Genomic DNA, 24,323 nt, shown 5'->3' on the forward strand with positions numbered 1-24,323 from the left:
TTTAATCAGGTTACCTGCAGGTTATCAGCGAGTTTAATTATTATTAACTCACGGATCTATCAGCATTAAAGTCGAAGGAGGGCAAGAGTGAACCTCAACAAAGCTAATAATTTCATGCTGTTACTACATCAGGTTGGGGCAGGTGATAAAACAGGGTATTATGGCAAACAGGAATTAGTCTTCAGGATGCCTCAATGATTACTATGCTGGATGTTGCGAAAAAAGCGGGCGTATCAAAAGCCACCGTTTCCCGGGTATTAGCGGGAAACAGTTACGTCAGTAAAACTACCCAGGATAAAGTATTTAAGGCGATTGAAGAGACGGGCTATCGTCTTAATTTGCTGGCGCGCAATCTGGCCACCAGTAAATCGCAAAATATCGGGCTGGTGGTGACCAATACCTTATATAACGGCCCCTATTTCAGTGAACTGTTATTTCAGGCGGCCACCGTCACCGAGCAGCATGGGCGCCAGCTGATCCTCGCTGATGGCAAGCATGACGCCCGTCAGGAGCGCCAGGCCATCGAGTTCCTGCTCGATCTGCGCTGTGATGCGATCATTATCTATCCGCGCTTTCTCAATACCGCCGAGCTGGATGAGATTATTGAGCAAACCAGCAAGCCGATTATTGTCGTCAATCGTCAGCTGCAACAGCATCCGCAGCACTGCGTCTTTGCCGCCCACGAGCAAAATACTTTTGATGCGGTTAATTACCTGGTCGCCGAGGGGCATCGCGACATCGCGTTTATTGCCGGCTCGCCCGGTTCGCCGACCGGCACCAGCCGACTCAACGGTTATCGTGCGGCTCTGCATTCGCATCATCTGCCGTTTGATGAACGGCTAGTCGCTCACGGCAGCTGGACACCGCTTAGCGGGTTTGAAGCCGGACAGCAGCTGCTGCAGCGCGCAGTTGAATTTACCGCGCTGGTGGCGAGCAACGACGATATGGCAATTGGCGCGGCGCGGGCGCTGTACGCCAGCGGTAAACGCATTCCTGAGGATGTGTCGCTGCTCAGCTTTGATGATATCCCGATGGCCTCCTTCTTTGTGCCGCCGCTGACCACGGTACATGTGCCGGTTGGCGAGATGATCAAACACACGCTGGAAAAACTGGTGCTGATGCTGGATGGTCAGCCAACCGCACCGCTGCCAGCATTCAATGGCCAACTGGTGCTGCGTGATTCAGTGGCGGCCGGGCCGTATAAAGGGCGGACGTAATAAATATAATCACTGCTATAAACAGTAATTTATCGGGATATTAACCCGCCGGTATTAGGTGGCTTTTTTGAACGTCGCGGTCAAATATCTTCAATATCACTGGCGCGCTTTCTCTTGCAGACTTCAAAGGTCACTCTACTAACAGGATGCCCCTGAATGTCTGCAATGAAAAAGATCGCCCTGCCGCTGCTGATGAGCGCCGCACTCTATTCTCAGTTCACCATGGCCGCAGCACAAAATTATGATATCGACCCGGGCCATACCGCCGTGGTGGTCTCCTGGAACCATTTCGGTTTCTCTAACCCCACGGCGGATATCTCTAACGTTACTGGTTTAATTACCTATGATGCGGCCAACGTGGCGGCATCGAAAGTACAGGTTAGCCTGCCGATTGACACTATTGATACGCACGTAGCGGCGCTGACCAGCGAGTTTAAAGGCGCGGACTATTTTAACGTGGCGAAATACCCCACGGCGACCTTCAACAGTAGCAAAGTGGTCAGCAAAGGCGGGAACAAGCTGGACGTGTATGGTGACCTGACCATCAAAGGCATCACCAAACCGGTGATCCTGCACGCGGTGCTGAACAAGCAGGGTGAGCATCCGATGGTGAAAAAACAGGCGATAGGTTTTGATGCTGAAACCACCATCAAACGTTCTGACTTTAAGCTCGACAAGTATGTCCCGGCAGTCAGTGATGAGGTGAAAATCCACGTCAGCACCGAAGCTTACGCGAAGTAATGCTGCAACCGGCGGCGGGGCGATAATGCTTCGCCGCCAGGTTAATACGCTTGCCATGCCAGGACAATTCTTAGCTTGTTGCGAGTAAATAAGACGCAAGCTATCTAAGCCTATTAATTCTTTTTTGCCAGTAAATAACTTTTTGTTAACGATTAATTTGCGGTTAATTTTATTTTTAAAATAAGAATAGTCTGTGTTACATTAATGCCTATCAAGGGATGTGATGGCAGTAATGTGATGTATTTCGTTAAATATCAATTGGTTAACGTATAGTCGCTGTGTCTCCCGCCCTGAGCTATTGCAAGTATTACAGGAAAGGAACCTATGAGTTACATCACCTCTGACGAGCATTCGCACCCCCGGCGTATCGAAAATTCTGGTCATTCATATTCTCACCCCGATGACGAAATTGATCTGCTTGAGCTGCTCTCTATTATTCTAAAGCGAAAATATCTGATTGCGGGTTTTACCATGCTGGCATTATTGGCGGGGATTGGCGTCAGCTATCTGATGCCGCAGCGCTGGACCAGCTCCACTGTGCTGGTACCTGCCGAAGCGCCGCAGCTGCGCAGCATGGAAAAGGTACTGACCGAGCTGGCGGTGCTGAATATCAAAACCGATATCAATCCGGACTCGCTGCTGTCTGATTTTATGCGCAACTTCGATTCACGCACTCTGCGCGAAAAATATCTGGTTAACACTACCTATTTTAAAGAGTTGGTGCAGGACAAAGCCGACAGCCCGGAGATGCGTAATCACCTGATCAATGCCATTCTCAATGGCAATATCGATTCGCACAGTTCGGTGCAGGACAAAGACGGGGATAAAAAAGAGTACCGTTATTACGAGATCAAATACACCGCCGAAACGCCCACCGCCGCACGCGACCTGCTGGAAGGCTATATCAACTATGTCACCACGGTGGTGGAGCAGGAGCTGCATCAGCGCCTGAAATATCAGGTTGATATGCTGAAAGGCAAAGAGATTGGGCGCTATGAATTTGATTTAGTGCAGGCGAAAAATCTGCATCAGATTAAGCTTGACCGCCTGCAGTATGCCCTCGATATTGCCCGCTCTGCCGGTCTGAAAAAACCTTCCTGGAGCAATGGCACTGCCATTCAGGACGACCCGGACTTTTCCGTCACCCTGGGGGCCGACGGTCTGGAGCGTAAACTGGCGATTGAGAAGTCAATTACCGACCCGTCGCAACTGAGCGCTGACCTGCAAAACCGACGCCTGTATATTGAAAAGTTGAACAACCTGAAAATTGATGAGCTGACCGTTGAGCCGTTCAAGTACATGCGTGCGCCTTACGAGCCTATTAAGCGTGATGGTCCGAAGCGGATGCTGATTGCGGTTCTGTTTGCTCTGGCGGGGCTGGTGGCAAGCTGTGCCTGGGTACTGCTGAACAGCGTGATGAAGAGGCGCAGCCAGACGATTGATTTACTGCCTGAGCGCGTGAAGTAATCAGGAACAGCAGGGCGACGCAGCGTGCGTCGCCCTGAACATTTATACGGAAGGTTGCACCACGCGGTTGCGGCGCAGCGCCAGCGACAGCACGATGTAGATCACACAGGACACCAGCAGCGAATTGATGGTTGGTACGCCCCACTCGGTCATCAGGCCAATCACACTTCCTATCAGCGTGGCGACAATCGCCGTCCAGCCAATCACCGGCGTCTCGGCATCCGTTGGCAGCTTGCCGGCGGCGCGGCTGCTATCCAGTGCGGCGCGATGGCTGCGCAGCAGCAGATAATCGACCAGCATGATACCGAGGATCGGTGGGAACACCACGCCCAGCACCGTCAGGAAGTCGACAAAGCGGTCGAGAATGCCCAGCACCGACAGTAGCGTACCGAGCAGGCCAATCACCAGCGTGGTGTAACGGTACTGCAGCTTCACGCCGCAGATGCCCTCAACGGCGTTTATCACCCCAAGGGACGAAGAGTAAAGGTTAAGGTCATTGACGCGCAGGGTGGAGAGGATCACCACCAGCAGGCCAACGCCGCCCGCGACCTGCGACATAATCGTCACCACATCAGCGGTTTGCAGCGTGCGGGCAATCATAATCGCCAGCCCGTTCACGATAAACTCCCCGGCAATAATGGTCATCAGGGTGATACCCGCCACGTGCTTCGACGAGCGCGAATAACGCGTCAGGTCGGGGGTCATCAGGCTGGCAACAATCGCCCCGCCCACCACCATGGTGATTGCCGCACTGATGGTCAGCGGGCTGCCCGTTGGCGGCAGGTCGATAATCTGCTGCAGGGTGTGGCCAGCCAGGGTATGGAAGGAGATAAAGCCGACCAGGCAGATAAACAGCGGCACGGCAATGCGTGCGGTGACGCGTAGCGCCTTAAAGCCAAAGGTGACCAGCACCGTCAGCAGCAGGCCGGAAAGGCTGGCCGCCAGCGGGAAGCCCAGCACGCCGCCAAGCGCAAAGTTCAGCGACTTGGCGAAGATAGCATTCTGAATGCCAAACCAGCCCAGCAGGCTGACCGCCACCACCAGGCCAATCAGCACCGACCCGATACGGCCAAATCCGCACCAGCGCGCCAGCAGGCTGCCGGAAATTCCTTCGCGCATCCCGGCATAGCCCAGTCCGTAGGTGACAATACCGAAAATCACACTGCCGGCCAGAATAGCGATAAAGGCCGAGGCCAGACTCATGGAGTCGCCCAGCACGGCGCCGAGCATAAACTGATCGAGCGCGGTGAGCATGCCCATGTGCACCACCGCAACGCTGAGAAATGAGACGCGCTTATTGTCCGGCACGCGCTCGAGCGGGTAATCTTCAATACGGATCACAGAGAGGTTCCTTGCTTAAAAGTTAAATAAACTGAATGCCCTTTTCGATCAGGCGGTCCGGTATAAAGTTGTCCAGCCCGGTGTGGCGACAGTACTCTTCAAATTGACTCAGCGTATGCACGCCAGCTTTCTGGTAGATGTTGTAAATACGGTTTTCTACCGTGCGATGGCTGAGGTTATAAATGCGGGCAATCTCCTTGGTCGACAGGCGCTGCAGCATTAAAAACAGCGTATCTAGCTCGGAGCGGGTGAACAGATCGCTGCTGACTTCGGTGGTCAGCACCCCCGGCTTCTGCTGGGTGATGTATTTCAGTGGCGACATGGTATCGAGGATCCTGGCATTCCAGGCTACGCCGATATACTCGCCGCGCTCGTCATACAGCGGCAGCTTCTCGCTGACGTACGGCGTTAAGGTTTTCTGACCGAACCAGTAGTGGGTCTCAATCACCGCCACCCGGCTGTTAGAAGCCTGAGTGCGGCGGTCGTGTTCGATCAGCTCATCTTCGCATTCGGCCCAGGCAGCGGGAAACTCGCTGTCCAGGCGACCTTCAATATTAAAATCCGCCGGCGTATTGGTGTAGCTGTATGCGGCGCGGTTCATATACAGATGGCGCGATTCGGGATCTTTAATCCCCCAGGGATCGGTTAAATGCTCCATCATCGCAATCAATGCGCTGAAGCTGGATGCGGGCTTATCCGGTGACAATTCCATTTTCCTCCTGGGGGCGTGCGGTCAGAGTTTTTTTGCCAGGTAGTGGCGGGTGTGCAGATGGGCGTAATCGCCCAGCTCACCGTAAGGCGCATAACCTAATTTTTCGTAGAAACCTTTCGCCTGAAAATCAAAGGTGTCGACATACGCCATATGGCAGCCGCGCTTGCGGGCTTCTGCTTCGGCAGTTTGCATCAGGTCACGACCGGTCCCTTTCCCCCGGCACGCATCGCTGACCCATAAATACTGAACTTCCAGTCCACCCCACCAGGTTCTGGCAACCAGCCCGGCGTAGATTTGGTTGTCGTCATCACGCAGGGTGATAAACAGCGGGTGGATATCCACCGGCGTTATTTTTGCATTATGTGCCCACAGGCTGTCGATGACGTACTCTTCATCAGCAGCAGCGGGTGTATCGGTCACAAGGATCTTCATTGGCTTCGTGCACTCATTATTTGACTAAAAATTAATAAGATAACCTGCATATTACTGAGGGGTAATTATCATTAATTTGCCTTTTTTTCAAGAGTGTTTTCCCCCCGTTCCCTCGGGTGCCAAAAACGCTTATGGTGTCACCCATCAGACGAAGCCGTGAACAAGATCACACTAATATCATTTCGTCTCGCCAGTTTGGCAAGGCAAATATTCCGCCTCACCAGGGAAATTACTCACGCAGCACCTTTTTCGGCGACTACCTCAGGTAGCGGACAGAAAGAGAAATAGTAAAGATTACTGAAGATGATACCAAAAGTAACTTCAGCTAATCTTTTATAAAAGAAAATTCCTGCCTAAAGGGACCGCCTAACTCGCGGTCCCTTTTTCATTGGCTGAAAGGTGAGCGCAATCACAAAAAGCCTCGCAGTGATTCATGTTTACCCAGCGCGTGCCGATGATCTGCTCAATCATCTCTCTTTTTGGGGTACCTATGGACGCTACAACGTTTCAGCAGGGCAATGGCCAGGCAGTAGAAGTTATCTCGCTGGAAAAAATCTGGCGCCAGGCCGATTTGCTGATGCTGTTTCTGGTGTGGGGGATGTTCACTATCACCAGTGTAGTGGGCTGGGTGATGGATTCGCTGATGCTGGCGCTGATTGTCGGCGGCGCGCTGGCGTTCGCCAGCACCCTGCTGCGCGCGCTGCTGCCGGGAAGCCTGGCCACCCGCCTGTGGTTTGCCGTTACCCTGATCGCCTTTTCGGCGCTGATGATCCAGCTTGGAGAAGGTGAAGTCGAATATCACTTCTCTATTTTTGTGCTGCTCTCGGCACTGCTAGCCTACCGCGACTACCGCCCGTTATTGATGGGGGCCGCCACCGCCGCGATTCATCACGCCCTGTTCAACTATTTGCAGGAAAACGACCTTTACGGCATCGTCTGCTTTACGCACCCTGGTTTTCATATGGTGCTGTTCCACGCGGTATTCGTTGTGGCACAAACCGCCATCCTGATTTTCATTGCGCAGCGCATGGCGGCGGATGCCCGTGCCGCCAGCGAAGTGGCGCAGTTAGCTGCGTGGATCAACCGCGAGCCGGGCCGCCTGACGCTGACGGCGGAAGACAGCCGCAGCACCACGCCGTTCGCCCGGACCTTCAGCACCACGCTCGGCGCCATGCACGGCACGCTAAACCGCGTCAGTGATGGCGTCGGGCTGCTGCTGGAGGAGTCCGACAGTATTCTGCAACGTAATGCCGCACTGTCGCAGCGCACCGATGAGCAGGCGCACGCGCTGGCTGTGGCGGCGAGCGCGATGGAGCAGATGAATGCGGCGGCCTCGTTGACCAGCAAAAAAGCCCATGCGGTACAGCAGCTGGCGCACGAAGCTAATGCGGTGGCGCGGCGTGGAGGTGAAAATCTCGAACAGGCCATCGGCTCAATGGCGCAGATCGAGCAGGAGTCGCGGCGCATTAACGTGATTCTGGAGTTGATCGACGGCATCGCTTTCCAGACCAATATCCTGTCGCTTAATGCATCGGTAGAAGCCGCCAACGCCGGTCAGCATGGCCAGGGCTTTGCCGTGGTAGCGGCGGAGGTGCGCACCCTGGCGATGCGCTGTGAAAACGCGGCGAAGGAGATCCGTACACTGATCGCCACCTCGGTGGAACGCAGCCAAAGCGGCAGCGAGCAGGTAGCCGCAGCAGGCAAAACCATGCAGGAAGCGATCGCCACTATCAGCGGCCTGGCGCAGCTGGTCGAGGAACTGATGCAGATGAACGACCAGCAGCTCAGCAGCATTACGCAGATGAAGGAGAGTGTGGAGAGCATTGACAGCAGCGTGCAGCACAACCTGCAGCACGTAGCGGAGACGCTGGAGGTTGCACAGCAGCAGCAGCAGCAGGCTGAGGCGCTGCAGCAGGCGATTGCGGTGTTCCGCTTCGCCTGAGGACAATCAGTGGCTGGCGGAGATCACGCGGATGCAGCTGTCGACGTCTTTGGCCGCCGTGGCTTTCTGCTCTGCGCTTAACGCCCGATATTTAGCGATCGACATCTGGCCCTGCTGGTCGTCGTAGCTCACCTGTTTGAACGAGTATGAGTTGTTCTCGTTGACGATCACCGTGCGGATTTTCTCGACAAAATCCTGCTCGCTGGTTGGCGTGCCCAGCACATCCAGCGCCACGCAGGCGGCGGCGTCATAGTGCGGGTCGTGCGGCGGAGTGCGAAAACCAAACCACCAGGTCAGCAGTGCGATGGCCAGCATGATTATTGCCAGGGAGAGCTTTTTCATTTTATTCCGTTTATTAGGTTAAATTTTGCTGCGAATCATTGGCACGGGGCGTCCGGAAAAAAGGGTCGCCCCCTACGGTTATATTGTCCTGTAGGGGCGGGCCATTTTGTTCGGTCCGCCCGTTGGTCAGGTGAATTTTTCCAGGAGCAGCTGACGTAACTGCTCCGCCGGCTGCGGGCGGCTCAGCAGGAAACCCTGCAGCCGGTCGCAGCCGGCGGCTTCCAGCATTAAACGCTGCTCTTCGGTTTCCACGCCTTCCGCTGTGACCGTTATCCCCAGACTGTGACCGAGGTTGATCACCGACTTCACGATAGTGGCCGAATTCGCACGTACCCCCAGCGACTGGATAAATGCGCGGTCGATTTTAATCGTATCCACCGGGAACTGGATCAAATAATTCAGGCTGGAGTAGCCGGTGCCAAAATCATCCAGCGCGATGCAGAACCCGGCCGCGCGCAGGGTGCGGATGGTTCTCAGCGCCTGCTGCTCATCTTCCAGCAACACGCCCTCGGTAATTTCCAGTTCGATCTGACGCGGATTTACGTTGTGGCGGGTGATAATTTCGCGCAGCGTATCAACAAAGCCGGGCGCCAGGAACTGCAGTGGCGAAACATTGATTGCGACGATCAGCTTCGGGCAGCGGGTTGCCAGCCTGCACGCTTGCTCAATCACCCACTCGCCGAGCGGGATAATCAGCCCGGTCTCCTCCGCTATCGGCACAAACTCCGCCGGCGAAATGGCGCCCAGCGTCGGGTGCTGCCAGCGCAGCAGGGCTTCGACGGCGAACAGCTTAGTGCCGCTGATATCCATAATCGGCTGATACCACTGCATCAGTCCGAGATTATTGTTTTCCAGCGCCACACGCAGCTGCTGGGCCAGCCGCTGACGCTTTTGCAGCGCTTCATCCATCGTTGGGATAAACAGGCAGTAGCGCCCGCCGCCCTCCGCTTTGGCGGCGTACAGCGAAATATCCGCCTTACGCATCAGCTCCAGCAGGTCCGTGCTGTGCTCGGGAGCCAGCGCCACGCCGATGCTGACGCCAACCCACAGCTTGTGGCCGCGCAGCGTCATCGGCGCGGCCAGCTGGGTGATGATCTGCTGGCACATCTCCGCGACCTGCTGTTCGCTCTCGATCTTGCTGAGCATCACCACAAACTCATCGCCGCCGAGACGGCCCACGGCATTCTCTCCCGGCAGCAGTCTTGACAGGCGCTGGCCGATTTCGACGATCAGATCGTCACCCGTATGATGGCCGTAGGTATCGTTGATCATTTTAAAACGGTCGAGATCGAGCAGCAGCAGCGCCAGTTTTTCGCCCTTTAGCGGCAGCTGGAAGAGGCGACGGTTGAGCTGCTCCTCAATCCAGGCACGGTTTGGCAAGCCGGTTAAGGTATCGTGATGCGCCAGATGCCTGGCGTGCGCTTCGCTGGCGGCCAGGCGACGCATTGAGCTGGAGAGTTTAAGCGAGGAGAACCACAGGCGGTGCGTCATCAGGATGCACATCAGAGTAATGCTGAGGATCGCCACCGCAATCAGCGGCCCGGTGACTTTCAGCATTTGCGTGCCCGGGCGCATCGGCTCCCACGAGACGCTGCTGACCGGGATACCGCGCTGCGAGGTCAGCAGAAAACCGGCGCTGTTGGCCTGTTCAGGATCGCTGGGGATAAAGCGGAAGCGGCTGACGACGCCACGGTGTTCAAGAAAATCGATAAAGCTGTAGTGCAGATAGCGGATAAACACCAGCTGGCGATTAGCCCGATCGCCCGGCAGGCTGCCAATGACCACTTCCGCCACCCGCCCGCGCAGGCGGATAAAATCGCGGGTGAAATCCTCCCCGCCGGCAGGATGCAGCCAGTTGGCGAGCGACTGACTGACACCGCGATAGCGGGAAAGCGGGGCTGCGCGGCCAGCCAGCCAGGCGGCAATTGGCCGGTGCTGCGCGTCCATCAGATAGATTTCGTTGTCACCGGCGAGGCTGTAGAGCCAGCTGCCAAACTCGTCCGGCTTCGCCATCTGTACCAGTAAATCCGCGCCTTTCAGCAGGTTTTTATGCTGGTTGCCAAAATCAGCCAGATGCTGGGCAAAAATATTTTCAATGACCTGCTGCTGTTTTTCTTCTGCTTTCGCATTGCTCTGTGCCGTTACCCAGTACGCGGTAAATCCGCATCCCAGCAGGGCGAACACCACGACCGCAACCACTGGTGCGACAACGTTGCGCATAAACTCGCGGCGTAGTTCAGCAACCGTGCTGTGTTCGATTTTCATTGAAGTTCCGGAAAGACGATGAGTAGCCCCAGTAAGTACGGGTTTTGTAAAGAGTAAACACTACCTTATCGGCTATTATTGGCAAATATTAAGATGTTATTAAATGACGCATTGTCTGAAATTAGTGAAAAAAATCATGCGGAAAGGAGGCGTGAGGTTGTGTATAACCGTCACTGCGGATTTACGCCATCGGCAGCCCGCAGATGGAGCGGGTGGCGGTCGGTTTGCCTGGTACCAAACCCGCGTTACAGGCGCTGCGAGAGGCGCACCAGCGCGGCAGTAAAGAGTGCGGGGTCGTTCATTGCACGCGACAGAGTGATGGCCCCCTGGATGCCGAGCACCGCGTCCTGAGCGTTCTCCCGCGCTGATGCGGCCTGCTGCCCGTTGCGAATAAGCGCGGCAGTCAGCGCCTCAATCCAGCGCGAGAAGTAGCGGCTGATGGTGCTGGCAAAGCGGTCGCGCGTCTCATCCAGTGCAAATGCGCCCAGCAGGCAGATGCGCTGGCCGGAGTGAAAATAGCTCTCCACCGCCTGCCACATGGCAGGGATGGCACTGGCCGGTGCCTGCTCATGCAGCGGAGTGAAGATATTCAGCGTAAACCAGCTGTCGACCTCGGCCAGCACCGCGGCGGCCATCTCCTCTTTACCGCCGGGGAAAAAGTGATACAGGCTGCTTTTTCCCAGCCCGGTCTTTTCCGTAATGCGGCTGATGCTGGTGCCGTCATAGCCCAGCTCGCGGAATACGCCCGCCACCAGCGGCAGCACGTCCTCGCGTTGATATACGCTGCGCATCGCTTACAGTCCCAGCTCAGACAGGCCGGGGTGATCGTCCGGGCGGCGGCCGAGCGGCCAGAAGAACTTGCGATCGTCCGCGCTAATCGGCAGATCGTTGATGCAGGCGAAGCGCTGTTGCATCAGCCCCTGCTTATCAAACTCCCAGTTCTCATTGCCGAAGGAGCGGAACCAGTTGCCGCTATCGTCATGCCATTCGTAGGCAAAGCGCACCGCGATGCGGTTATCGCCAAACGCCCACAGCTCCTTGATCAAGCGGTAGTCCAACTCCCTGGCCCATTTGCGTGTCAGGAAGCAGACGATCTCCTCACGCCCGCTGACGAACTCGGCGCGGTTGCGCCACTGGCTGTCGGGTGTATAGACCCGCGATACTCTTTCAGGGTTGCGGCTGTTCCAGCCATCCTCCGCCAGGCGAACTTTCTGGATGGCGCTTTCACGGGTAAAGGGAGGGACAAGAGCTGACATGGAAAACTCCGCTTGTGTACTAAAGAGCATTGACTGTACTGATCGTTACAGTCCGTGTCCAGTGCGGAATGATTGTGCGCATTTTGGGGCGACCGGAAGGGCATAGATTTCTGCATTTCCCCCAAATATCGCGCCATCTTCAATGGTTGATATTCCTGTAGGGGTCGACCATTTTGTCCGGTCGACCCGTTGAACACGTCAGGCCAGGCCGCGGTTCACCAGCGATTCCCGCGAAATATCGGCAATGGTTTTACAGCCGGTCAGCGTCATCGCCACGCGCATCTCTTTCTCAATCAGCGTCAGCAGGTTTTCCACGCCCGCCTGACCCGCGGTCGCCAGCGCATAAAGATAAGCGCGGCCCAGCAGCACGCTGTCGGCACCCAGCGCAATCATGCGCACCACGTCCAGGCCGTTGCGGATGCCGCTGTCGGCCAGAATGGTGATGTCGCCCTTTACCGCGTCGGCAATGGCGGGTAGCGCACGCGCCGTTGACAGCACCCCATCAAGCTGACGACCGCCGTGGTTAGAGACCACAATGCCGTCGGCGCCGAAGCGCACCGCATCGCGCGCATCGTCAGCGTCGAGGATGCCTTTGATGATCATCGGGCCATCCCAGAACTCGCGGATCCACTCCAGATCGCTCCACGAGATCGACGGGTCGAAGTTGTTCGCCAGCCAGCCGATATAGTCTTCCAGCCCGGTCGGTTTACCAAGGTAGGTGGAGATATTGCCGAGATCGTGCGGTTTGCCGTTCAGCCCGACGTCCCACGCCCACTGTGGATGGGTAACCGATTGCCAGTAGCGGCGCAGCGCGGCGTTCTGGCCACTCATACCGGAGTGGGCATCGCGGTAGCGCGCGCCCGGGGTGGGCATATCCACGGTAAATACCAGCGTCGAGCAGCCCGCGGCTTTAGCGCGTTCCAGCGCGTTGCGCATAAAGCCGCGATCTTTCAGCACGTAGAGCTGGAACCACATCGGGCGGTTAATCGCCGGAGCCACCTCTTCAATCGGGCACACCGAGACGGTGGAAAGGGTAAATGGAATGCCTTTCGCCGCCGCCGCTTTCGCCGCCTGCACTTCGCCACGGCGTGCGTACATGCCACACAGCCCGACCGGTGCCAGCGCCACCGGCATCGCCAGAGTTTCGTTGAACAGCGTGGTGTGCAGACTCAACTCGGACATGTTGTTCAACACGCGCTGCCTAAGGGCGATATTCGCCAGGTCATCCACGTTGCGGCGCAGGGTATGTTCGGCGTAGGCACCACCGTCGATATAGTGAAACAGGAACGGTGGCAGAATGCGTTTTGCGGCGGCGCGGTAGTCGGTGCCGGCTGAAATAATCATCGTTTCTCTCCCTGGAGTGTATCGATTGTGTCGTCCGGCAGGCGGGTACTGCGCTGCTGCCGGGCATCATCTTCCTGCATGGTTTTCAACGTGCTGTGGACAAAGCCGAGGTGGACGCGGGCGGCGCGGCTGGCGCGCTCCGGCTCCCCGGCGAGGATCGCCAGCAGCAGCTCCTCGTGTTGTTCGGTCAGCTGGGCAAAAATGTGCGGCGCGCTGTAAATGCGCTGGCGGCTGTGCATCACCGAAGATTGCAGCAGATCGAAGAAGCCGCGCATGGTCTGCAGCAGCACCACATTGTGCGAGGCTTCGGCAATCGCCAGATGAAAGCGCACGTCGGCCTGCGCCGCCAGCTCCGGGGCATCGCTCTCGGTACAATTCAGCGTGGCATCGAAGCAGGTTTGCAGCTTTGCTTTATCGGCATCGGTGGCGCGCAGTGCGGCAAACCAGGCGGTGCTGGCTTCAATGGCGTGGCGCGCCTCAAGAATGTCATCGCGATAGTCCGGATCGGCGGCGACCAGCGCTTTCAACGGCTGCACAATACGCTGCTCAGACCACGGCGAGGGCGCATCACACAGAAAGTGTCCACCGCCGGTGCGGCTGAACAGGACGCCTTCGCCGACCAGCTTCTGCAGTGCTTCGCGCAGCGAAGAGCGTGATACCGTCAGCTCCTGCGCCAGCTTACGCTCCGCAGGCAGGCGGCTGCCGGGGGCCAGCTGTCGCTGCGCGATCAGCGCCTGAATGCGGCTCGCCAGGTGGTCAGCGCGGGTGGTCATGTCTGGGCAGCTCCTGCGGGTGGAAGGAATTTCCGCCGCTGAACTCGGTCCGACCAATTCAGCGCATCTACGGCTTTCAGGGGCTGATAGTTAATATTTTGTGCAGAAAAGACAATCGCAGCGCGCAGTTTTTTAGTTTTCTGTGGACGGGATTCAGATTTTTTCTGAATTGGTAGGACCGTTCGTTATGATCCGGCTGGGGGATGGGAACTCATCAAGCCAATCAGATACAACAGCGCTGTTCACCGCGCCCCCCCGCGCTGACCCTTTTGCCGCGTTGACCACCAGCAGATCAGCGATCCCGCGCTGACCATCCCTGCGCCCTGCCAGAAGGCTAAGGAGAGGCTGGAGTTGAGCAGCAGGGCGGCGAGCAGCGCCGATAGCACCGGAATAAAGTAGCTGGCGGTCGCCAGCACGGTGACATTGCCGTGCAGGATGCCAATATTCCACGCGGCATAGCCAAAACCCATCGCCAGCGCCGCCAGCGCCAGACAAGCGCCGATGCGCCAGTTCATCACCATCTCCGGCTGCGGAGCTGAGAAGTATTTCAGCCACAGCGCCAGTGCGGTAAGCAGGAAGAACAGGGTGATGCCGTTGCTGCCGTTGGCGATTTTTTTGGTTACCACGCAGTACAGCGCCCAAATCAGCGCGCCGCTCAGGGCCAGCCCATAGCTGAGCGGGTTCGAGGCGACGCTGCGGTCAACCTCCGCCAGCGACAGCGGATGATCGCCCGCCAGCACCCGACAAATGCCGATCAGCGAAAGCGCCAGACCGGGAACGATCAGCAGGCTGCACTTTTGCCGCAGCACCGCTATCGACAGCAGTACCGTTAGTGCCGGCCAGAGATAGTTAACCATTCCCACTTCAATGGCCTGGGTGCTGCTGGCGGCATAGCCGAGGGATAAAGAGAGGCAAATTTCGTAGCTGACAAACAGCAGGCTGCCCAGCAGCAGATAGGAACGCGGAAAGGTATTCAGCCTGGGCAGGCCGACCGTCACCAGCAGTATCAGCGCGCTGAGGCTGTAAATAGCGGCGGCGCCACCGACCGGGCCTAACCCCTCGCTGACGCCGCGTATCAGTCCGACAATCGTGCTCCACAGCAGGATGGCGATGAGGCCAATCCCCGTTGCTTTTCTGTAATCCATATTATCCGCTGCCCGAAAATTTTTAGCTGACTTTACAGGCTGGCAGCCCGTCAGGCGAATTTAATCAGCACCATACCGACCAGTAGCAACAGCACGCCCAGCCAACCTTTGCGGCTCAGGCGCTGGCCGAAAAGCGCACGACCTGCCGCGATGGTGGCCACAATGCCAAAGCCACCCCACAGCGCGTAGGCGACCGACAGCTCGATCCCTTCCACCGCCTGGGCCAGCGCGCTGAACGCCGCCAGCACCGCCAGCAGCGACAGCAGACCGTAGCCTTTGCGCTTAAAGCCGTTGGAAAGCTTGAGAAAGATATTGGCAGCAATCTCCAGCACCACGGCACCCGCCAGCCAGGCGGCATGAATCCACTCAAACGCTGACATGACGGCCTCCCGTGCGGGTGCCGGATTTAATCAGCGCAATGCCCACCACCAGCGTCGCCAGTCCGGCGATTTTCATGAGCGAGAGCGACTCGTCAAACAGCAGCACGCTGAACAGCGTAATAAACAGAATACCCACGCCTTCCCACATCGCGTAAGCGACGCCAAGGGCGATTTTTTTAATCGAAATCGACAGGGCAATATAAGAGAGAGCAATCAACAGCAGCATCAGCAGGTAGCCCGCCGGATTGCCGCTGACGCTAGACCATTTCATCAGCAGGGTGCCGGTGATTTCCAGCGCGATCGCCAGAGCCAGTAACATCCAGTACAGCATGATTTATTTTCCACAGAACAGGGGATAACGCGCCCGCCTTGGCGGCAGGATATAACAGCTTAATGTCGTAGGGTTAAAGCGGGACTAAAGCGCGTTACGCCAGTGTTGTTCACCGGAAAGGGATAAGGCAGAAGAGAAAGCGGGGCACTGCATGATGGGGTCGAGCCTGACCATATTATCCATAATTTTTACAACTTATCCGCGTTGTTGCTTTTCGTCGGTGCGGAAAGGAAATTGTCTCCGGTAGTTGAACACGGCTCTGTTATAGCATGCGGATGTGGTGTTTATCTTGCTGTTTGCGATTCTTTACCCTGGTATTGATGGTTTGTTTAGTTATTCCGACTGCTTAAGCGTTCCATGGCGTGATCACACTGACGCGTGAGAACGGCGCGCTCACTTCAGGCTGTGGGATATAGCCGTGAAAGGCCAGCAGGCTCTGGAAAATGCAGCGTGCATCCTGCTGCAGCTCGTGGTGGATCAGCAGGTCCATTTTTCCCTCGCTCAGCAGCTGGCGGTTCTCACTATCCAGGTCGTGGCCGATGAATACCGCGATTTCCCGCCCGGCAGCGGCAAAAGCGCGCACGATGGCGCTGTTGCCGCCGCCAGCACAGTACACCGCCCCCAGTGCCGGATGGCGCTCCAGCTGCTGCGCCAGCGCGCAAAAAGTGGGGTGATCGATGCCGTATCCGGCGCTGATGCGCAGCGTGGTCAACGCCGGGGCCATCTGCGCCAGCGCCGCGCAGAACCCGGCGGCGCGATCCTGTTCCCCCTGAAAGCGTTCGCTGCCCGTTACCACTGCCACCTGTGGCGTGCGCTGCCCCAGCAGGCGCGCCATCAGATACGCCGCCGTATGCCCGGCCGAGTGGTTGTCGATACCGACGTAGCGAATGCGCTGGCTGTCCGGCAGGTCGGTCACCAGCGTCACTACCGGCACCCGTTGCTTCAGCAGTTCTTCAATAACCTCCGTCAGCATGCGGTCATTTTCCGCCTTGAGAATAATGCCGTAGCTGTCGCTGGCGCAGCGCTGCATCAGCCGGCGGATCTGCTGGGGGTCGGTGTTCTCAAAGACATGCAGGCGCAGGGTAAGGCGGAAAGGGGCAAAGCTGGCAATCTCCGCCAGCAGCGCATCGGTCACCAGCTGGCTGAAACGCGTGGGCGTATGCAGGATAACGTCGATCGGGATAGTGCGGCCGCTGGCGAGGCTCATGCGCTGCTGCTGTTCAAGGTCGCGCAGCGCCTGCGCTATACGGCGCTCCGTCTGGGCGTGAACCGCGCCGCGCTGATGCAGCGCACGGTCGACCGTGGCTTTACTGACGCCAGCCTGAGCAGCGATCTGCTTGATGGAAAATTTCATTTCTGAGGTGTTTCTGAGGTGGTTTGCCGGACAGTAAACCATCTTTTCAGGATATTTCCTGCGTAGCGGCTCGCATTTTGTCGTGCCAGGCCAGGCAAATTGCCGCGCAGCGGTGTATGTTGCAGGCATCCTGAACGGGGGGCTATAGGGATGTACGAATTTACGTTGATTTTACTGCTGCTGCAGCAGATGTGTGTGTTCCTGGTTATCGCCTGGCTGATGAGTAAAACCCGCCTGTTTATCCCGCTGATGCAGGTCACGGTGCGGCTGCCGCACAAGCTGCTGTGCTACATCACCTTCTCGATCTTCTGCATTATGGGCACCTATTTTGGCCTGCATATTGAAGATTCGATTGCCAATACGCGGGCGATTGGTGCGGTGATGGGCGGGCTGCTGGGGGGGCCAGTGGTCGGCGGGCTGGTGGGGCTGACGGGCGGGCTGCACCGCTATTCCCTTGGCGGCATGACCGCGCTGAGCTGCATGATCTCAACCATCGCCGAAGGGCTGATTGGCGGCGTGGTGCACAGCGTGCTGATCAGGCGCGGGCGCAGCGATAAGGTCTTCAGCCCGCTCACCGCGGGGCTGGTCACCTTTTTTGCCGAGCTGATGCAGATGGCGATTATTTTGCTGATCGCCCGGCCGTTTAACGATGCGCTGCACCTGGTGCAGAGCATTGCCGCGCCGATGATGGTGACGAATACCGTCGGCGCGGCGATGTTTATGCGCATCCTGCTCGACAAGCGGGCGATGTTTGAGAAGTACACCTCGGCGTTCTCCGCCACTGCACTCAAGGTAGCGGCCTCGACCGAGGGGATACTGCGCCAGGGGTTTAACGAAGAGAACAGCATGAAGGTGGCGCAGGTGCTGTATCAGGCGCTGGATATCGGCGCGGTGGCCATCACCGACCGCGAGCGGCTGCTGGCGTTTACCGGCACCGGTGATGATCACCATCTGCCGGGCAGGCCGATCTCCTCTTCCCTGACCTGGCGCGCTATCGACAGCGGCGAAGTGGTGTACGCCGACGGCAATGAAGTGCCGTATCGCTGCTCGCTGCACCCTAACTGCAAACTGGGTTCGACGCTGGTGATCCCGCTGCGCGGGGAAAACCAGCGGGTGATCGGCACCATCAAACTTTACGAGCCGCGTAACCGCTTGTTCAGCTCGATTAACCGCACGCTGGGAGAGGGCATCGCGCAGCTGCTATCGGCGCAGATCCTCGCCGGACAGTATGAGCGGCAGAAGGCGTTGCTGGCGCAGTCAGAGATCAAACTGCTGCACGCGCAGGTCAACCCGCACTTCCTGTTTAACGCGCTCAATACCCTGATGGCGGTGATCCGCCACGACAGCGACAAGGCCGGGCAGCTGGTGCAGTATCTGTCGACCTTCTTCCGCAAGAACCTCAAGCGGCCGTCGGAGATTGTTACGCTGGCCAATGAGATTGAGCATGTAAATGCCTATCTGCAGATCGAGCAGGCGCGCTTTCAGTCGCGGCTCTGCGTGCAGCTGCTGGTGCCGCCGGAGCTGGCGCATCACCAGCTGCCCGCCTTTACCCTGCAGCCTATCGTCGAGAACGCGATCAAGCACGGCACCTCACAGCTGCTGGGCAACGGCGAGATTACGCTGCGCGCCAGCCGCGACGGGCAGCATCTGCTGCTGGCGATTGAGGATAACGCCGGGCTGTACCAGCCAAAGAGTGAAGGCAGCGGGCTGGGCATGAGCCTGGTGGATAAGCGCCTGCGCGTGCGTTTTGGTGACGGCTACGGCATCAGCGTGACCTGCGAGCCGGACCGTTTTACCCGTATTACCCTGCGCCTGCCGCTGGAGGAGCCAGTATGTTAAGCGTTTTAATTGTCGATGATGAGCCGCTGGCGCGGGAGAACCTGCGCATCCTGCTCCAGCAGGAGGGCGATATCGCGATTGTCGGCGAGTGCGGCAACGCCATTGAAGGCATCGCCATGGTGCACAAGCTGCGGCCAGACGTGGTGTTTCTCGATATCCAGATGCCGCGCATCAGCGGGCTGGAGATGGTCAGCATGCTTGATCCGCAGCAGCGGCCGTGGATTGTGTTCCTCACCGCCTTTGACGAGTTTGCGGTGCAGGCCTTTGAGGAGCACGCCTTTGACTATCTGCTGAAGCCGGTAGAGGCAGCGCGCCTGGGCAAGACGCTGGCGCGCCTGCGCCAGGGGCATCAGCAGCAGGAGGTGCAGGATGTCTCGGTGCTGCCGGAGAGCCAGCAGCCGCTGAAGTTTATTCCGTGCAGTGGGCACAGCCGCATCTGGCTATTACAGATGGAGGAGGTGGCGTTTGTCAGCAGCCGCCTGAGCGGCGTCTACGTCACCAGCCACGACGGCAAGGAGGGGTTTACCGAGCTGACGCTGCGGGTGCTGGAGCACCGCACGCCGCTGCTGCGCTGCCACCGTCAGTATCTGGTGAATATGGCGCATCTGAAAGAGATCCGCCTGGAGGATAACGGCCAGGCGGAACTGCTGCTGCGTGATGGTCATACCGTGCCGGTGAGCCGCCGCTATCTCAAAAGCCTGAAGGAGGCGCTGGGGCTGTAGTTTACACGGCAGGTTGTAGTTTACACGGCAGGGTGTCGCTTAAATGACAGGCTGCGGCTTCAGCGCGGCAAATGCGGTGCGGATCTGCGCTTCCGGCAGCTGTACGCCGATAAACACCAGCGTACTGGCGGGCTGCTCCTCGGGCTGCCATTCCCGGTCCCAGTCGGCGCTGTACAGGCGCTGCACGCCCTGGAACAGCAGGCGGCAGGGCTGACCGTCGATCCACAACATGCCTTTGTAGCGCAGCAGGCTGTCGGCGAACCCGGACAGCAGTTCCTCCATGACTTTTGATACTGCCTCCAGCGCGACCGGGTAGTCCAGCTCGACCACGACTGAATTGATATCGTTATGCTTATCGGCGATAAAATTAAAGCGCGGTGCGCTATTGATGACCTGCTCTTCCAGCATAAAACCGCGGGTGTTAAACAGCAGGCTGAGGTCTATCTCACCGTTCACCACCGGATAAACCGGCGCGCGGGCGTTGATGCGCTGCAGCCGTGCCAGCAGATTGGCTGGGGTTCCGGCAACGTCGGTTTTGCTCAGCAGAATGCGGTCGGCATAGCCAATCTGCGACTGCGCCAGAGTGAACTGGTCCATCTGCTGTTCGGCGTGTACGGCATCGACCAGCGCGATCACCCCATCAAGCAGATAGCGCTCGCACAACACCTCGTGTGCGAAAAAGGTCTGAATAATCGGGCCGGGGTCGGCCATGCCGGTGCATTCAATCACCAGACGGTCAAAGGTAACGTCACCGCTATCGAGGCTGGCGAGCAGCTCCAGCAGTGCCTGCTCCAGCTCGCCGGAGCGCGTGCAGCAGATGCAGCCGTTGGTCAGGGTTTTGATCTGGGTGGCGCGTGCGCCGAGCAGCTGATCGTCTACGGCCACGGCGCCGAACTCGTTCTCGATCACCGCGATTTTGTAATCATGCTGGTCGTGCAGAATGTGGCGCAGCAGGGTGGTTTTGCCCGCGCCGAGAAAGCCGGTGAGCACGGTAACGGCAATCGGTGTCATGGTGTTTTCCTTATCAGCAGCAGCGCATGCCGCCTTTGCCATCTCCGCCGTAGCGCGCCTGCTGGCGCTCACGGAAGAACTCTTTGTAGGTCATCATCGGTTTGTCCGGATGATGGGTCTGCATATGCAGCACATAAGTATCGTAGTCAGGAATACCGACCAGCATCCTCGCGGCCTGGCCGAGGTATTTTTTTGCCGCGCCTAAGTTGTCGAACATCGTGTCTTCCCCGTTGTGCGGGCTGGGCATGCCCAGCCCCTACGAAAGTGCGGGATATGTCCCGCACACGGTGGCTAATGGCCGGATGAAACCTTCACCCCCTCTTTCGGCACCGCCACATACGGCGTTTCGGTATCGGTCGGTTGCGCGATCTGGCGCGCTTTCAGCCAGGCTTTGAAACCGTAGAAGATAATGCTGTAAACCACCACCAGGAACAGGATGCTCAGGCCTGCGTTGGTGTAGTTATTGATCACGATATGGTTCATGTCGGCGATCTGCTTCGCCGTCAGTTCACCCCCTGCCGCCACCTTCGCTTTATACTCCCCGGCCATATAGAAGAAGCCTTCCATCTGCGGGTTACTGCTAAACAGCTTAAGCCCCAGCGCCCAGGTGGTACAGATCAGCAGCCATACAGCAGGCAGCACCGTTACCCAGATATACTGCGTGCGCTTCATCTTAATCAGCACCACGGTCGCCAGCACCAGCGCGACGGCAGCCAGCATCTGGTTGGAGATGCCGAACAGCGGCCACAGGCTTTTCACCCCGCCCAGCGGATCAACCACGCCCTGATACAGCAGATAGCCCCACAGGCCGACGCAGCCCGCCGTGCCCACGATGCCCGCCAGCAGCGAGTCGGTTTTCTTGAGGAACGGCACAAAGTGGCCGAGCAGGTCCTGCAGCATAAAGCGGCCGGAGCGCGTACCGGCATCCAGCGCGGTCAGGATAAACAGCGCTTCGAACAGGATACCGAAGTGATACCAGAACCCCATATCGGCAATCGGCATGATTTTATCGAACACGTGGGCGATCCCCACTGCCAGCGTTGGCGCACCGCCGGCGCGGTTGAGCACCGAAGGCTCGCCGATGTCCTTAGCGGTTTGCATGATCTGTTCAGGTGAAATCACAAAGCCCCAAGAGCTGACGGTGGCCGCGGCCTGCGCCGTGACATCTTTTAACTGCGCCATTATCAGCGGCGCGTTATCGCCGCCCAGCTCGTGCAGATTTGGCATGGTAATGCCGAGGCCCGCAGGCGGGGTGTTCATGGCAAAGTAGAGGCCCGGCTCAATAATCGATGCCGCCACCAGCGCCATCACCGCCACAAAGGACTCCATCAGCATCGCGCCGTAGCCAATAAAGCGCGCATCGGTTTCGCAGGCCAGCAGCTTTGGCGTAGTGCCGGAGGCGATCAGCGCGTGGAAGCCGGAGACGGCACCGCAGGCGATGGTGATAAACAGGAACGGGAACAGCGCCCCTTTCCACAGCGGCCCGGTGCCGTCAATGTACTGGGTGAGCGCCGGCATTTTCAGCTCCGGGTTGAGGATCACGATGCCGATCGCCAGGCCAACGATCACGCCGATCTTCAGGAAAGTGGCGAGATAGTCACGCGGCGCGAGGATCAGCCACACCGGCAGCAGCGCGGAGATAAACGCATAGCCGATCAGAGTAAAGGTGATGGTGGTGTCCTTAAAGGTCAGTGCCGGTCCCCAGTACGGATCCTGGGCCACTACGCCGCCAAACCAGATGCTGGCGACCAGCAGGACCACGCCAATAAGCGAAATTTCCCCGACGCGCCCCGGGCGGATAAAGCGCATATAGATGCCCATAAACAGCGCGATCGGCACCGTCGAGCAGACGGTAAACACGCCCCACGGGCTTTCCGCCAGGGCTTTCACCACGATCAGCGCCAGCACGGCGAGGATGATGATCATAATCAGGAAGCAGCCAAACAGGGCAATGGTGCCCGGCACGGCACCCATCTCTTTTTTGATCATCTCGCCCAGCGATTCACCGTTGCGCCGCTGGGAGATAAACAGCACCATAAAGTCCTGCACCGCCCCGGCCAGCACGACGCCAGCCAGCAGCCACAGCACGCCGGGCAGGTAGCCCATCTGCGCCGCAAGCACCGGGCCGACCAGCGGGCCAGCGCCGGCTATGGCAGCAAAGTGGTGACCAAACAACACGTTGCGGTTGGTCGGCACATAGTTGAGGCCGTCGTTATTGATCACCGCAGGCGTGGCGCGCGTTGGGTCGAGCTTCATCACCTTCTGGGCGATGTACAGGCTGTAGTAGCGATATGCCACCAGATAGACCGATACCGAGGCCACCACAATCCACAGCGCGCTGATATGTTCGCCGCGCCTGAGCGCCACCACAGCCAGGCAGCAAGCCCCGATGATGCCGAGGATCATCCAGGGTATATGTTTGAAAAAATTCTTTTTATTCATAGGGAACCTGGTCATTTTCGCGTTGAAAAGGGGTAAGAGAGACGGGTCTATGGTGGCGAATTTCAATACCAGCAGGGGGGATTATTGCTTGAGCGGTTGTATAGAACGATAAGCGGTTGCTCGCCGGACTAAGCGGTTTTTCGGCGCAGCTAAGGGATTGAAAACTGTGATCAAGATCTCGTTGATGTCAGGGTGTTTGGCAACTGGCCTTGGCTCGGGTGGTAAAAACCACCCGTTAGCCCGATGTTGAAGTGATTACTGGCTGAGGCTGTCGCGTGCTTCCTGCAGTTCCTGCTGGGCGCGTGCCAGTTTTTCCTGCTGTTTAGCAATTTTCTTACTGCTACCACCGGCCTGAGCTTCGCGCAGGTCGGCCTGGCGCTCGGCGACTTTTTCCATCTTTTCCTGCACTTTCTGCTGACGGTCGGCCATCAGGCTGCTGTCGGTGCAGTGCTGATCGATCTCTTTCAGCGCTCTCTCCAGACCGGCTTTCTGTGCGCTGTTGCCATGGGCATCAGCGTACTGGATCTGCTGCGCCACTTCGACACGTTTCGCGGCACAGCCGGTCAGGGTTTCAGCGGCATGAGCTGAACCCATGACCATCAGCAGTGAAGCCATCAGAAGACGAATTTTCATGGTGAATACCTCTGTGATTTATCCCCAGCTCAGCCGAGGAATTTAAGATTTGGAACCCGGCCAGCATCGCCAGCCGGGGAAGGGAAGAGCGGAGGTTACCCCGCGAGGCGTAATCAGCCTTTGATAACGCTATCCACTGCGGCCTGAGCACACTGCTCATCCAGATTGCCGCCCGGTGCTCCGCCCACGCCGACTGCGCCGATCACCTGGTCGCCGTCACGCAGCGGCAGGCCGCCAGCCAGCAGCAGGAAGCCAGGGACTTCACGCATGCCGGCGGCGCCCGCGTTAGACTGAGCGGCTTCCATCACTTTGCCAGACGGGTTTTTGGTGCTGAGCGCGGTGAAGGCTTTCATCTTGCTGGCTTCGATGGTGTGCGGGCCGGCATTGTCCATGCGCTGCAGGGCTTTCACATTGCCGCCGCGATCCAGTACGGTCACGCTAACGTTGTAATTTTTAGCCGAGCAGGATTTGATCACCGCAGCGGCGAGGTCGTTGGCCTGCTGCAGTGAGATATTTTTTTCAGTCAGCGTGGCGGCGTGCAGGGGCAGAGCGCTCAGGCCAGCGAGTACAGCCAGGGTAGAGAAGGTAAGCTTCATCTTTAGGGTTCCTGTTATCGTTCAGAGAACCCTATTTT

The 24,323-nt window shown here is 57.9% G+C and carries 24 protein-coding genes; 6 read left to right on the forward strand and 18 right to left on the reverse strand.

Annotated features, from left to right (window positions below; genetic code table 11):
• Window positions 1–194 precede the first annotated feature (194 nt).
• The 3 genes from ID864_RS11745 (at window position 195) to wzz(fepE) (ending at window position 3,425) form a co-directional block, all read left to right on the forward strand.
• A complete protein-coding gene (locus ID864_RS11745; protein WP_048914658.1) occupies window positions 195–1,217 on the forward strand; it encodes a LacI family DNA-binding transcriptional regulator in 1,023 nt (340 codons plus the stop codon).
• A 156-nt stretch (window positions 1,218–1,373) separates the two neighbouring features.
• Window positions 1,374–1,958 (forward strand): YceI family protein, encoded by a 585-nt coding sequence (locus ID864_RS11750; RefSeq protein ID WP_048914659.1) that lies wholly within the window; start codon window positions 1,374–1,376, stop codon window positions 1,956–1,958.
• A gap of 324 nt (window positions 1,959–2,282) precedes the next feature.
• Complete coding sequence (gene wzz(fepE), locus ID864_RS11755) at window positions 2,283–3,425, forward strand: LPS O-antigen length regulator Wzz(fepE) (protein ID WP_099754408.1); 1,143 nt, start codon at window positions 2,283–2,285, stop codon at window positions 3,423–3,425.
• 42 nt (window positions 3,426–3,467) lie between these two features.
• On the opposite strand, the gene ID864_RS11760 is transcribed toward wzz(fepE), so the two are convergent.
• The 3 genes from ID864_RS11760 to ID864_RS11770 are packed head-to-tail and all read right to left on the reverse strand — an operon-like array spanning window position 3,468 to window position 5,910.
• The gene (locus ID864_RS11760; RefSeq protein WP_048914661.1) at window positions 3,468–4,766 is read right to left on the reverse strand and encodes a cytosine permease; all 1,299 of its coding nucleotides are present in this window, start codon (window positions 4,764–4,766) and stop codon (window positions 3,468–3,470) included.
• 22 nt (window positions 4,767–4,788) lie between these two features.
• Complete coding sequence (locus ID864_RS11765) at window positions 4,789–5,478, reverse strand: helix-turn-helix transcriptional regulator (protein ID WP_062818080.1); 690 nt, start codon at window positions 5,476–5,478, stop codon at window positions 4,789–4,791.
• 21 nt (window positions 5,479–5,499) lie between these two features.
• The gene (locus tag ID864_RS11770; protein WP_048914663.1) at window positions 5,500–5,910 is read right to left on the reverse strand and encodes a GNAT family N-acetyltransferase; all 411 of its coding nucleotides are present in this window, start codon (window positions 5,908–5,910) and stop codon (window positions 5,500–5,502) included.
• Window positions 5,911–6,400: 490 nt separating this feature from the next.
• Here ID864_RS11770 and ID864_RS11775 point away from each other — a divergent pair, with 490 nt between their 5' ends.
• Window positions 6,401–7,852, forward strand: a complete 1,452-nt coding sequence (locus ID864_RS11775) for a methyl-accepting chemotaxis protein (RefSeq protein ID WP_048914676.1) — start codon at window positions 6,401–6,403, stop codon at window positions 7,850–7,852.
• Between the two features lie 6 nt (window positions 7,853–7,858).
• On the opposite strand, the gene ID864_RS11780 is transcribed toward ID864_RS11775, so the two are convergent.
• From ID864_RS11780 to ID864_RS11825, 10 genes are all read right to left on the reverse strand, one after another.
• Window positions 7,859–8,194, reverse strand: a complete 336-nt coding sequence (locus tag ID864_RS11780) for a hypothetical protein (protein WP_048914664.1) — start codon at window positions 8,192–8,194, stop codon at window positions 7,859–7,861.
• A 126-nt stretch (window positions 8,195–8,320) separates the two neighbouring features.
• Window positions 8,321–10,459, reverse strand: coding sequence for a putative bifunctional diguanylate cyclase/phosphodiesterase (locus tag ID864_RS11785; RefSeq protein WP_191149863.1), 2,139 nt, complete (start codon window positions 10,457–10,459; stop codon window positions 8,321–8,323).
• Window positions 10,460–10,704: 245 nt separating this feature from the next.
• Window positions 10,705–11,250, reverse strand: coding sequence for a TetR/AcrR family transcriptional regulator (locus ID864_RS11790; RefSeq protein WP_191149864.1), 546 nt, complete (start codon window positions 11,248–11,250; stop codon window positions 10,705–10,707).
• Window positions 11,251–11,253: 3 nt separating this feature from the next.
• Entirely contained in the window at window positions 11,254–11,715 is a 462-nt protein-coding gene (locus ID864_RS11795) for a nuclear transport factor 2 family protein (protein WP_048914667.1), read from the reverse strand.
• Window positions 11,716–11,913: 198 nt separating this feature from the next.
• A complete protein-coding gene (gene lldD, locus ID864_RS11800; protein WP_099754406.1) occupies window positions 11,914–13,059 on the reverse strand; it encodes an FMN-dependent L-lactate dehydrogenase LldD in 1,146 nt (381 codons plus the stop codon).
• Complete coding sequence (gene lldR / locus ID864_RS11805) at window positions 13,056–13,832, reverse strand: transcriptional regulator LldR (RefSeq protein ID WP_048914669.1); 777 nt, start codon at window positions 13,830–13,832, stop codon at window positions 13,056–13,058. The genes lldD and lldR overlap by 4 nt, the downstream gene beginning before the upstream one ends.
• Before the next feature lie 242 nt (window positions 13,833–14,074).
• Window positions 14,075–14,977: an aromatic amino acid DMT transporter YddG gene (yddG, locus tag ID864_RS11810; RefSeq protein WP_191149865.1), complete on the reverse strand. Its 903-nt coding sequence runs from the start codon at window positions 14,975–14,977 to the stop codon at window positions 14,075–14,077.
• A 50-nt stretch (window positions 14,978–15,027) separates the two neighbouring features.
• Window positions 15,028–15,357, reverse strand: coding sequence for a multidrug/spermidine efflux SMR transporter subunit MdtI (gene mdtI / locus ID864_RS11815; protein WP_048914671.1), 330 nt, complete (start codon window positions 15,355–15,357; stop codon window positions 15,028–15,030).
• The gene (gene mdtJ, locus ID864_RS11820; RefSeq protein WP_166643207.1) at window positions 15,344–15,691 is read right to left on the reverse strand and encodes a multidrug/spermidine efflux SMR transporter subunit MdtJ; all 348 of its coding nucleotides are present in this window, start codon (window positions 15,689–15,691) and stop codon (window positions 15,344–15,346) included. The genes mdtI and mdtJ overlap by 14 nt, the downstream gene beginning before the upstream one ends.
• Window positions 15,692–16,034: 343 nt before the next feature.
• On the reverse strand, window positions 16,035–17,042 hold the full coding sequence (locus ID864_RS11825) for a LacI family DNA-binding transcriptional regulator (protein ID WP_048914673.1): 1,008 nt from the start codon (window positions 17,040–17,042) through the stop codon (window positions 16,035–16,037).
• A gap of 150 nt (window positions 17,043–17,192) precedes the next feature.
• Here ID864_RS11825 and ID864_RS11830 point away from each other — a divergent pair, with 150 nt between their 5' ends.
• Both ID864_RS11830 and btsR read left to right on the forward strand, forming a co-directional pair.
• On the forward strand, window positions 17,193–18,881 hold the full coding sequence (locus ID864_RS11830; protein ID WP_133622777.1) for a sensor histidine kinase: 1,689 nt from the start codon (window positions 17,193–17,195) through the stop codon (window positions 18,879–18,881).
• Window positions 18,875–19,603: a two-component system response regulator BtsR gene (gene btsR / locus ID864_RS11835; protein ID WP_048914678.1), complete on the forward strand. Its 729-nt coding sequence runs from the start codon at window positions 18,875–18,877 to the stop codon at window positions 19,601–19,603. The genes ID864_RS11830 and btsR overlap by 7 nt, the downstream gene beginning before the upstream one ends.
• 39 nt (window positions 19,604–19,642) lie before the next feature.
• On the opposite strand, the gene yjiA is transcribed toward btsR, so the two are convergent.
• The 5 genes from yjiA to ID864_RS11860 all read right to left on the reverse strand — a co-directional run bounded on the left by yjiA (window position 19,643) and on the right by ID864_RS11860 (window position 24,285).
• Window positions 19,643–20,614, reverse strand: a complete 972-nt coding sequence (gene yjiA, locus ID864_RS11840; RefSeq protein ID WP_048914679.1) for a GTPase — start codon at window positions 20,612–20,614, stop codon at window positions 19,643–19,645.
• Between the two features lie 13 nt (window positions 20,615–20,627).
• Complete coding sequence (locus ID864_RS11845; RefSeq protein ID WP_048914688.1) at window positions 20,628–20,831, reverse strand: YbdD/YjiX family protein; 204 nt, start codon at window positions 20,829–20,831, stop codon at window positions 20,628–20,630.
• Between the two features lie 74 nt (window positions 20,832–20,905).
• On the reverse strand, window positions 20,906–23,056 hold the full coding sequence (locus tag ID864_RS11850; RefSeq protein ID WP_099754226.1) for a carbon starvation CstA family protein: 2,151 nt from the start codon (window positions 23,054–23,056) through the stop codon (window positions 20,906–20,908).
• Between the two features lie 255 nt (window positions 23,057–23,311).
• Window positions 23,312–23,689 carry a DUF1090 domain-containing protein gene (locus tag ID864_RS11855; protein ID WP_191149866.1) on the reverse strand — a complete coding sequence of 126 codons (378 nt, stop codon included), beginning with the start codon at window positions 23,687–23,689 and terminating at the stop codon, window positions 23,312–23,314.
• 113 nt (window positions 23,690–23,802) lie between these two features.
• Complete coding sequence (locus ID864_RS11860) at window positions 23,803–24,285, reverse strand: GlcG/HbpS family heme-binding protein (RefSeq protein WP_048914682.1); 483 nt, start codon at window positions 24,283–24,285, stop codon at window positions 23,803–23,805.
• Between the last annotated feature and the right edge of the window lie 38 nt (window positions 24,286–24,323).

The organism is Erwinia aphidicola (genome assembly GCF_014773485.1).
GTDB lineage: Bacteria > Pseudomonadota > Gammaproteobacteria > Enterobacterales > Enterobacteriaceae > Erwinia > Erwinia aphidicola.

Bases quoted from the DNA above. Each gene is read 5' to 3' on its own strand.
- ID864_RS11765 (WP_062818080.1), bottom strand. From the start codon at position 5,478: ATGGAATTGTCACCGGATAAGCCCGCATCCAGCTTCAGCGCATTGATT.
- ID864_RS11855 (WP_191149866.1), bottom strand. From the start codon at position 23,689: ATGAAAATTCGTCTTCTGATGGCTTCACTGCTGATGGTCATGGGTTCA.
- btsR (WP_048914678.1), top strand. From the start codon at position 18,875: ATGTTAAGCGTTTTAATTGTCGATGATGAGCCGCTGGCGCGGGAGAAC.
- ID864_RS11750 (WP_048914659.1), top strand. From the start codon at position 1,374: ATGTCTGCAATGAAAAAGATCGCCCTGCCGCTGCTGATGAGCGCCGCA.
- ID864_RS11860 (WP_048914682.1), bottom strand. From the start codon at position 24,285: ATGAAGCTTACCTTCTCTACCCTGGCTGTACTCGCTGGCCTGAGCGCT.
- lldD (WP_099754406.1), bottom strand. From the start codon at position 13,059: ATGATTATTTCAGCCGGCACCGACTACCGCGCCGCCGCAAAACGCATT.
- mdtI (WP_048914671.1), bottom strand. From the start codon at position 15,357: ATGTCAGCGTTTGAGTGGATTCATGCCGCCTGGCTGGCGGGTGCCGTG.
- ID864_RS11780 (WP_048914664.1), bottom strand. From the start codon at position 8,194: ATGAAAAAGCTCTCCCTGGCAATAATCATGCTGGCCATCGCACTGCTG.
- ID864_RS11745 (WP_048914658.1), top strand. From the start codon at position 195: ATGATTACTATGCTGGATGTTGCGAAAAAAGCGGGCGTATCAAAAGCC.
- yjiA (WP_048914679.1), bottom strand. From the start codon at position 20,614: ATGACACCGATTGCCGTTACCGTGCTCACCGGCTTTCTCGGCGCGGGC.
- ID864_RS11770 (WP_048914663.1), bottom strand. From the start codon at position 5,910: ATGAAGATCCTTGTGACCGATACACCCGCTGCTGCTGATGAAGAGTAC.
- ID864_RS11845 (WP_048914688.1), bottom strand. From the start codon at position 20,831: ATGTTCGACAACTTAGGCGCGGCAAAAAAATACCTCGGCCAGGCCGCG.
- ID864_RS11775 (WP_048914676.1), top strand. From the start codon at position 6,401: ATGGACGCTACAACGTTTCAGCAGGGCAATGGCCAGGCAGTAGAAGTT.
- ID864_RS11790 (WP_191149864.1), bottom strand. From the start codon at position 11,250: ATGCGCAGCGTATATCAACGCGAGGACGTGCTGCCGCTGGTGGCGGGC.
- ID864_RS11850 (WP_099754226.1), bottom strand. From the start codon at position 23,056: ATGAATAAAAAGAATTTTTTCAAACATATACCCTGGATGATCCTCGGC.
- lldR (WP_048914669.1), bottom strand. From the start codon at position 13,832: ATGACCACCCGCGCTGACCACCTGGCGAGCCGCATTCAGGCGCTGATC.
- ID864_RS11795 (WP_048914667.1), bottom strand. From the start codon at position 11,715: ATGTCAGCTCTTGTCCCTCCCTTTACCCGTGAAAGCGCCATCCAGAAA.
- yddG (WP_191149865.1), bottom strand. From the start codon at position 14,977: ATGGATTACAGAAAAGCAACGGGGATTGGCCTCATCGCCATCCTGCTG.
- ID864_RS11785 (WP_191149863.1), bottom strand. From the start codon at position 10,459: ATGAAAATCGAACACAGCACGGTTGCTGAACTACGCCGCGAGTTTATG.
- ID864_RS11825 (WP_048914673.1), bottom strand. From the start codon at position 17,042: ATGAAATTTTCCATCAAGCAGATCGCTGCTCAGGCTGGCGTCAGTAAA.
- ID864_RS11830 (WP_133622777.1), top strand. From the start codon at position 17,193: ATGTACGAATTTACGTTGATTTTACTGCTGCTGCAGCAGATGTGTGTG.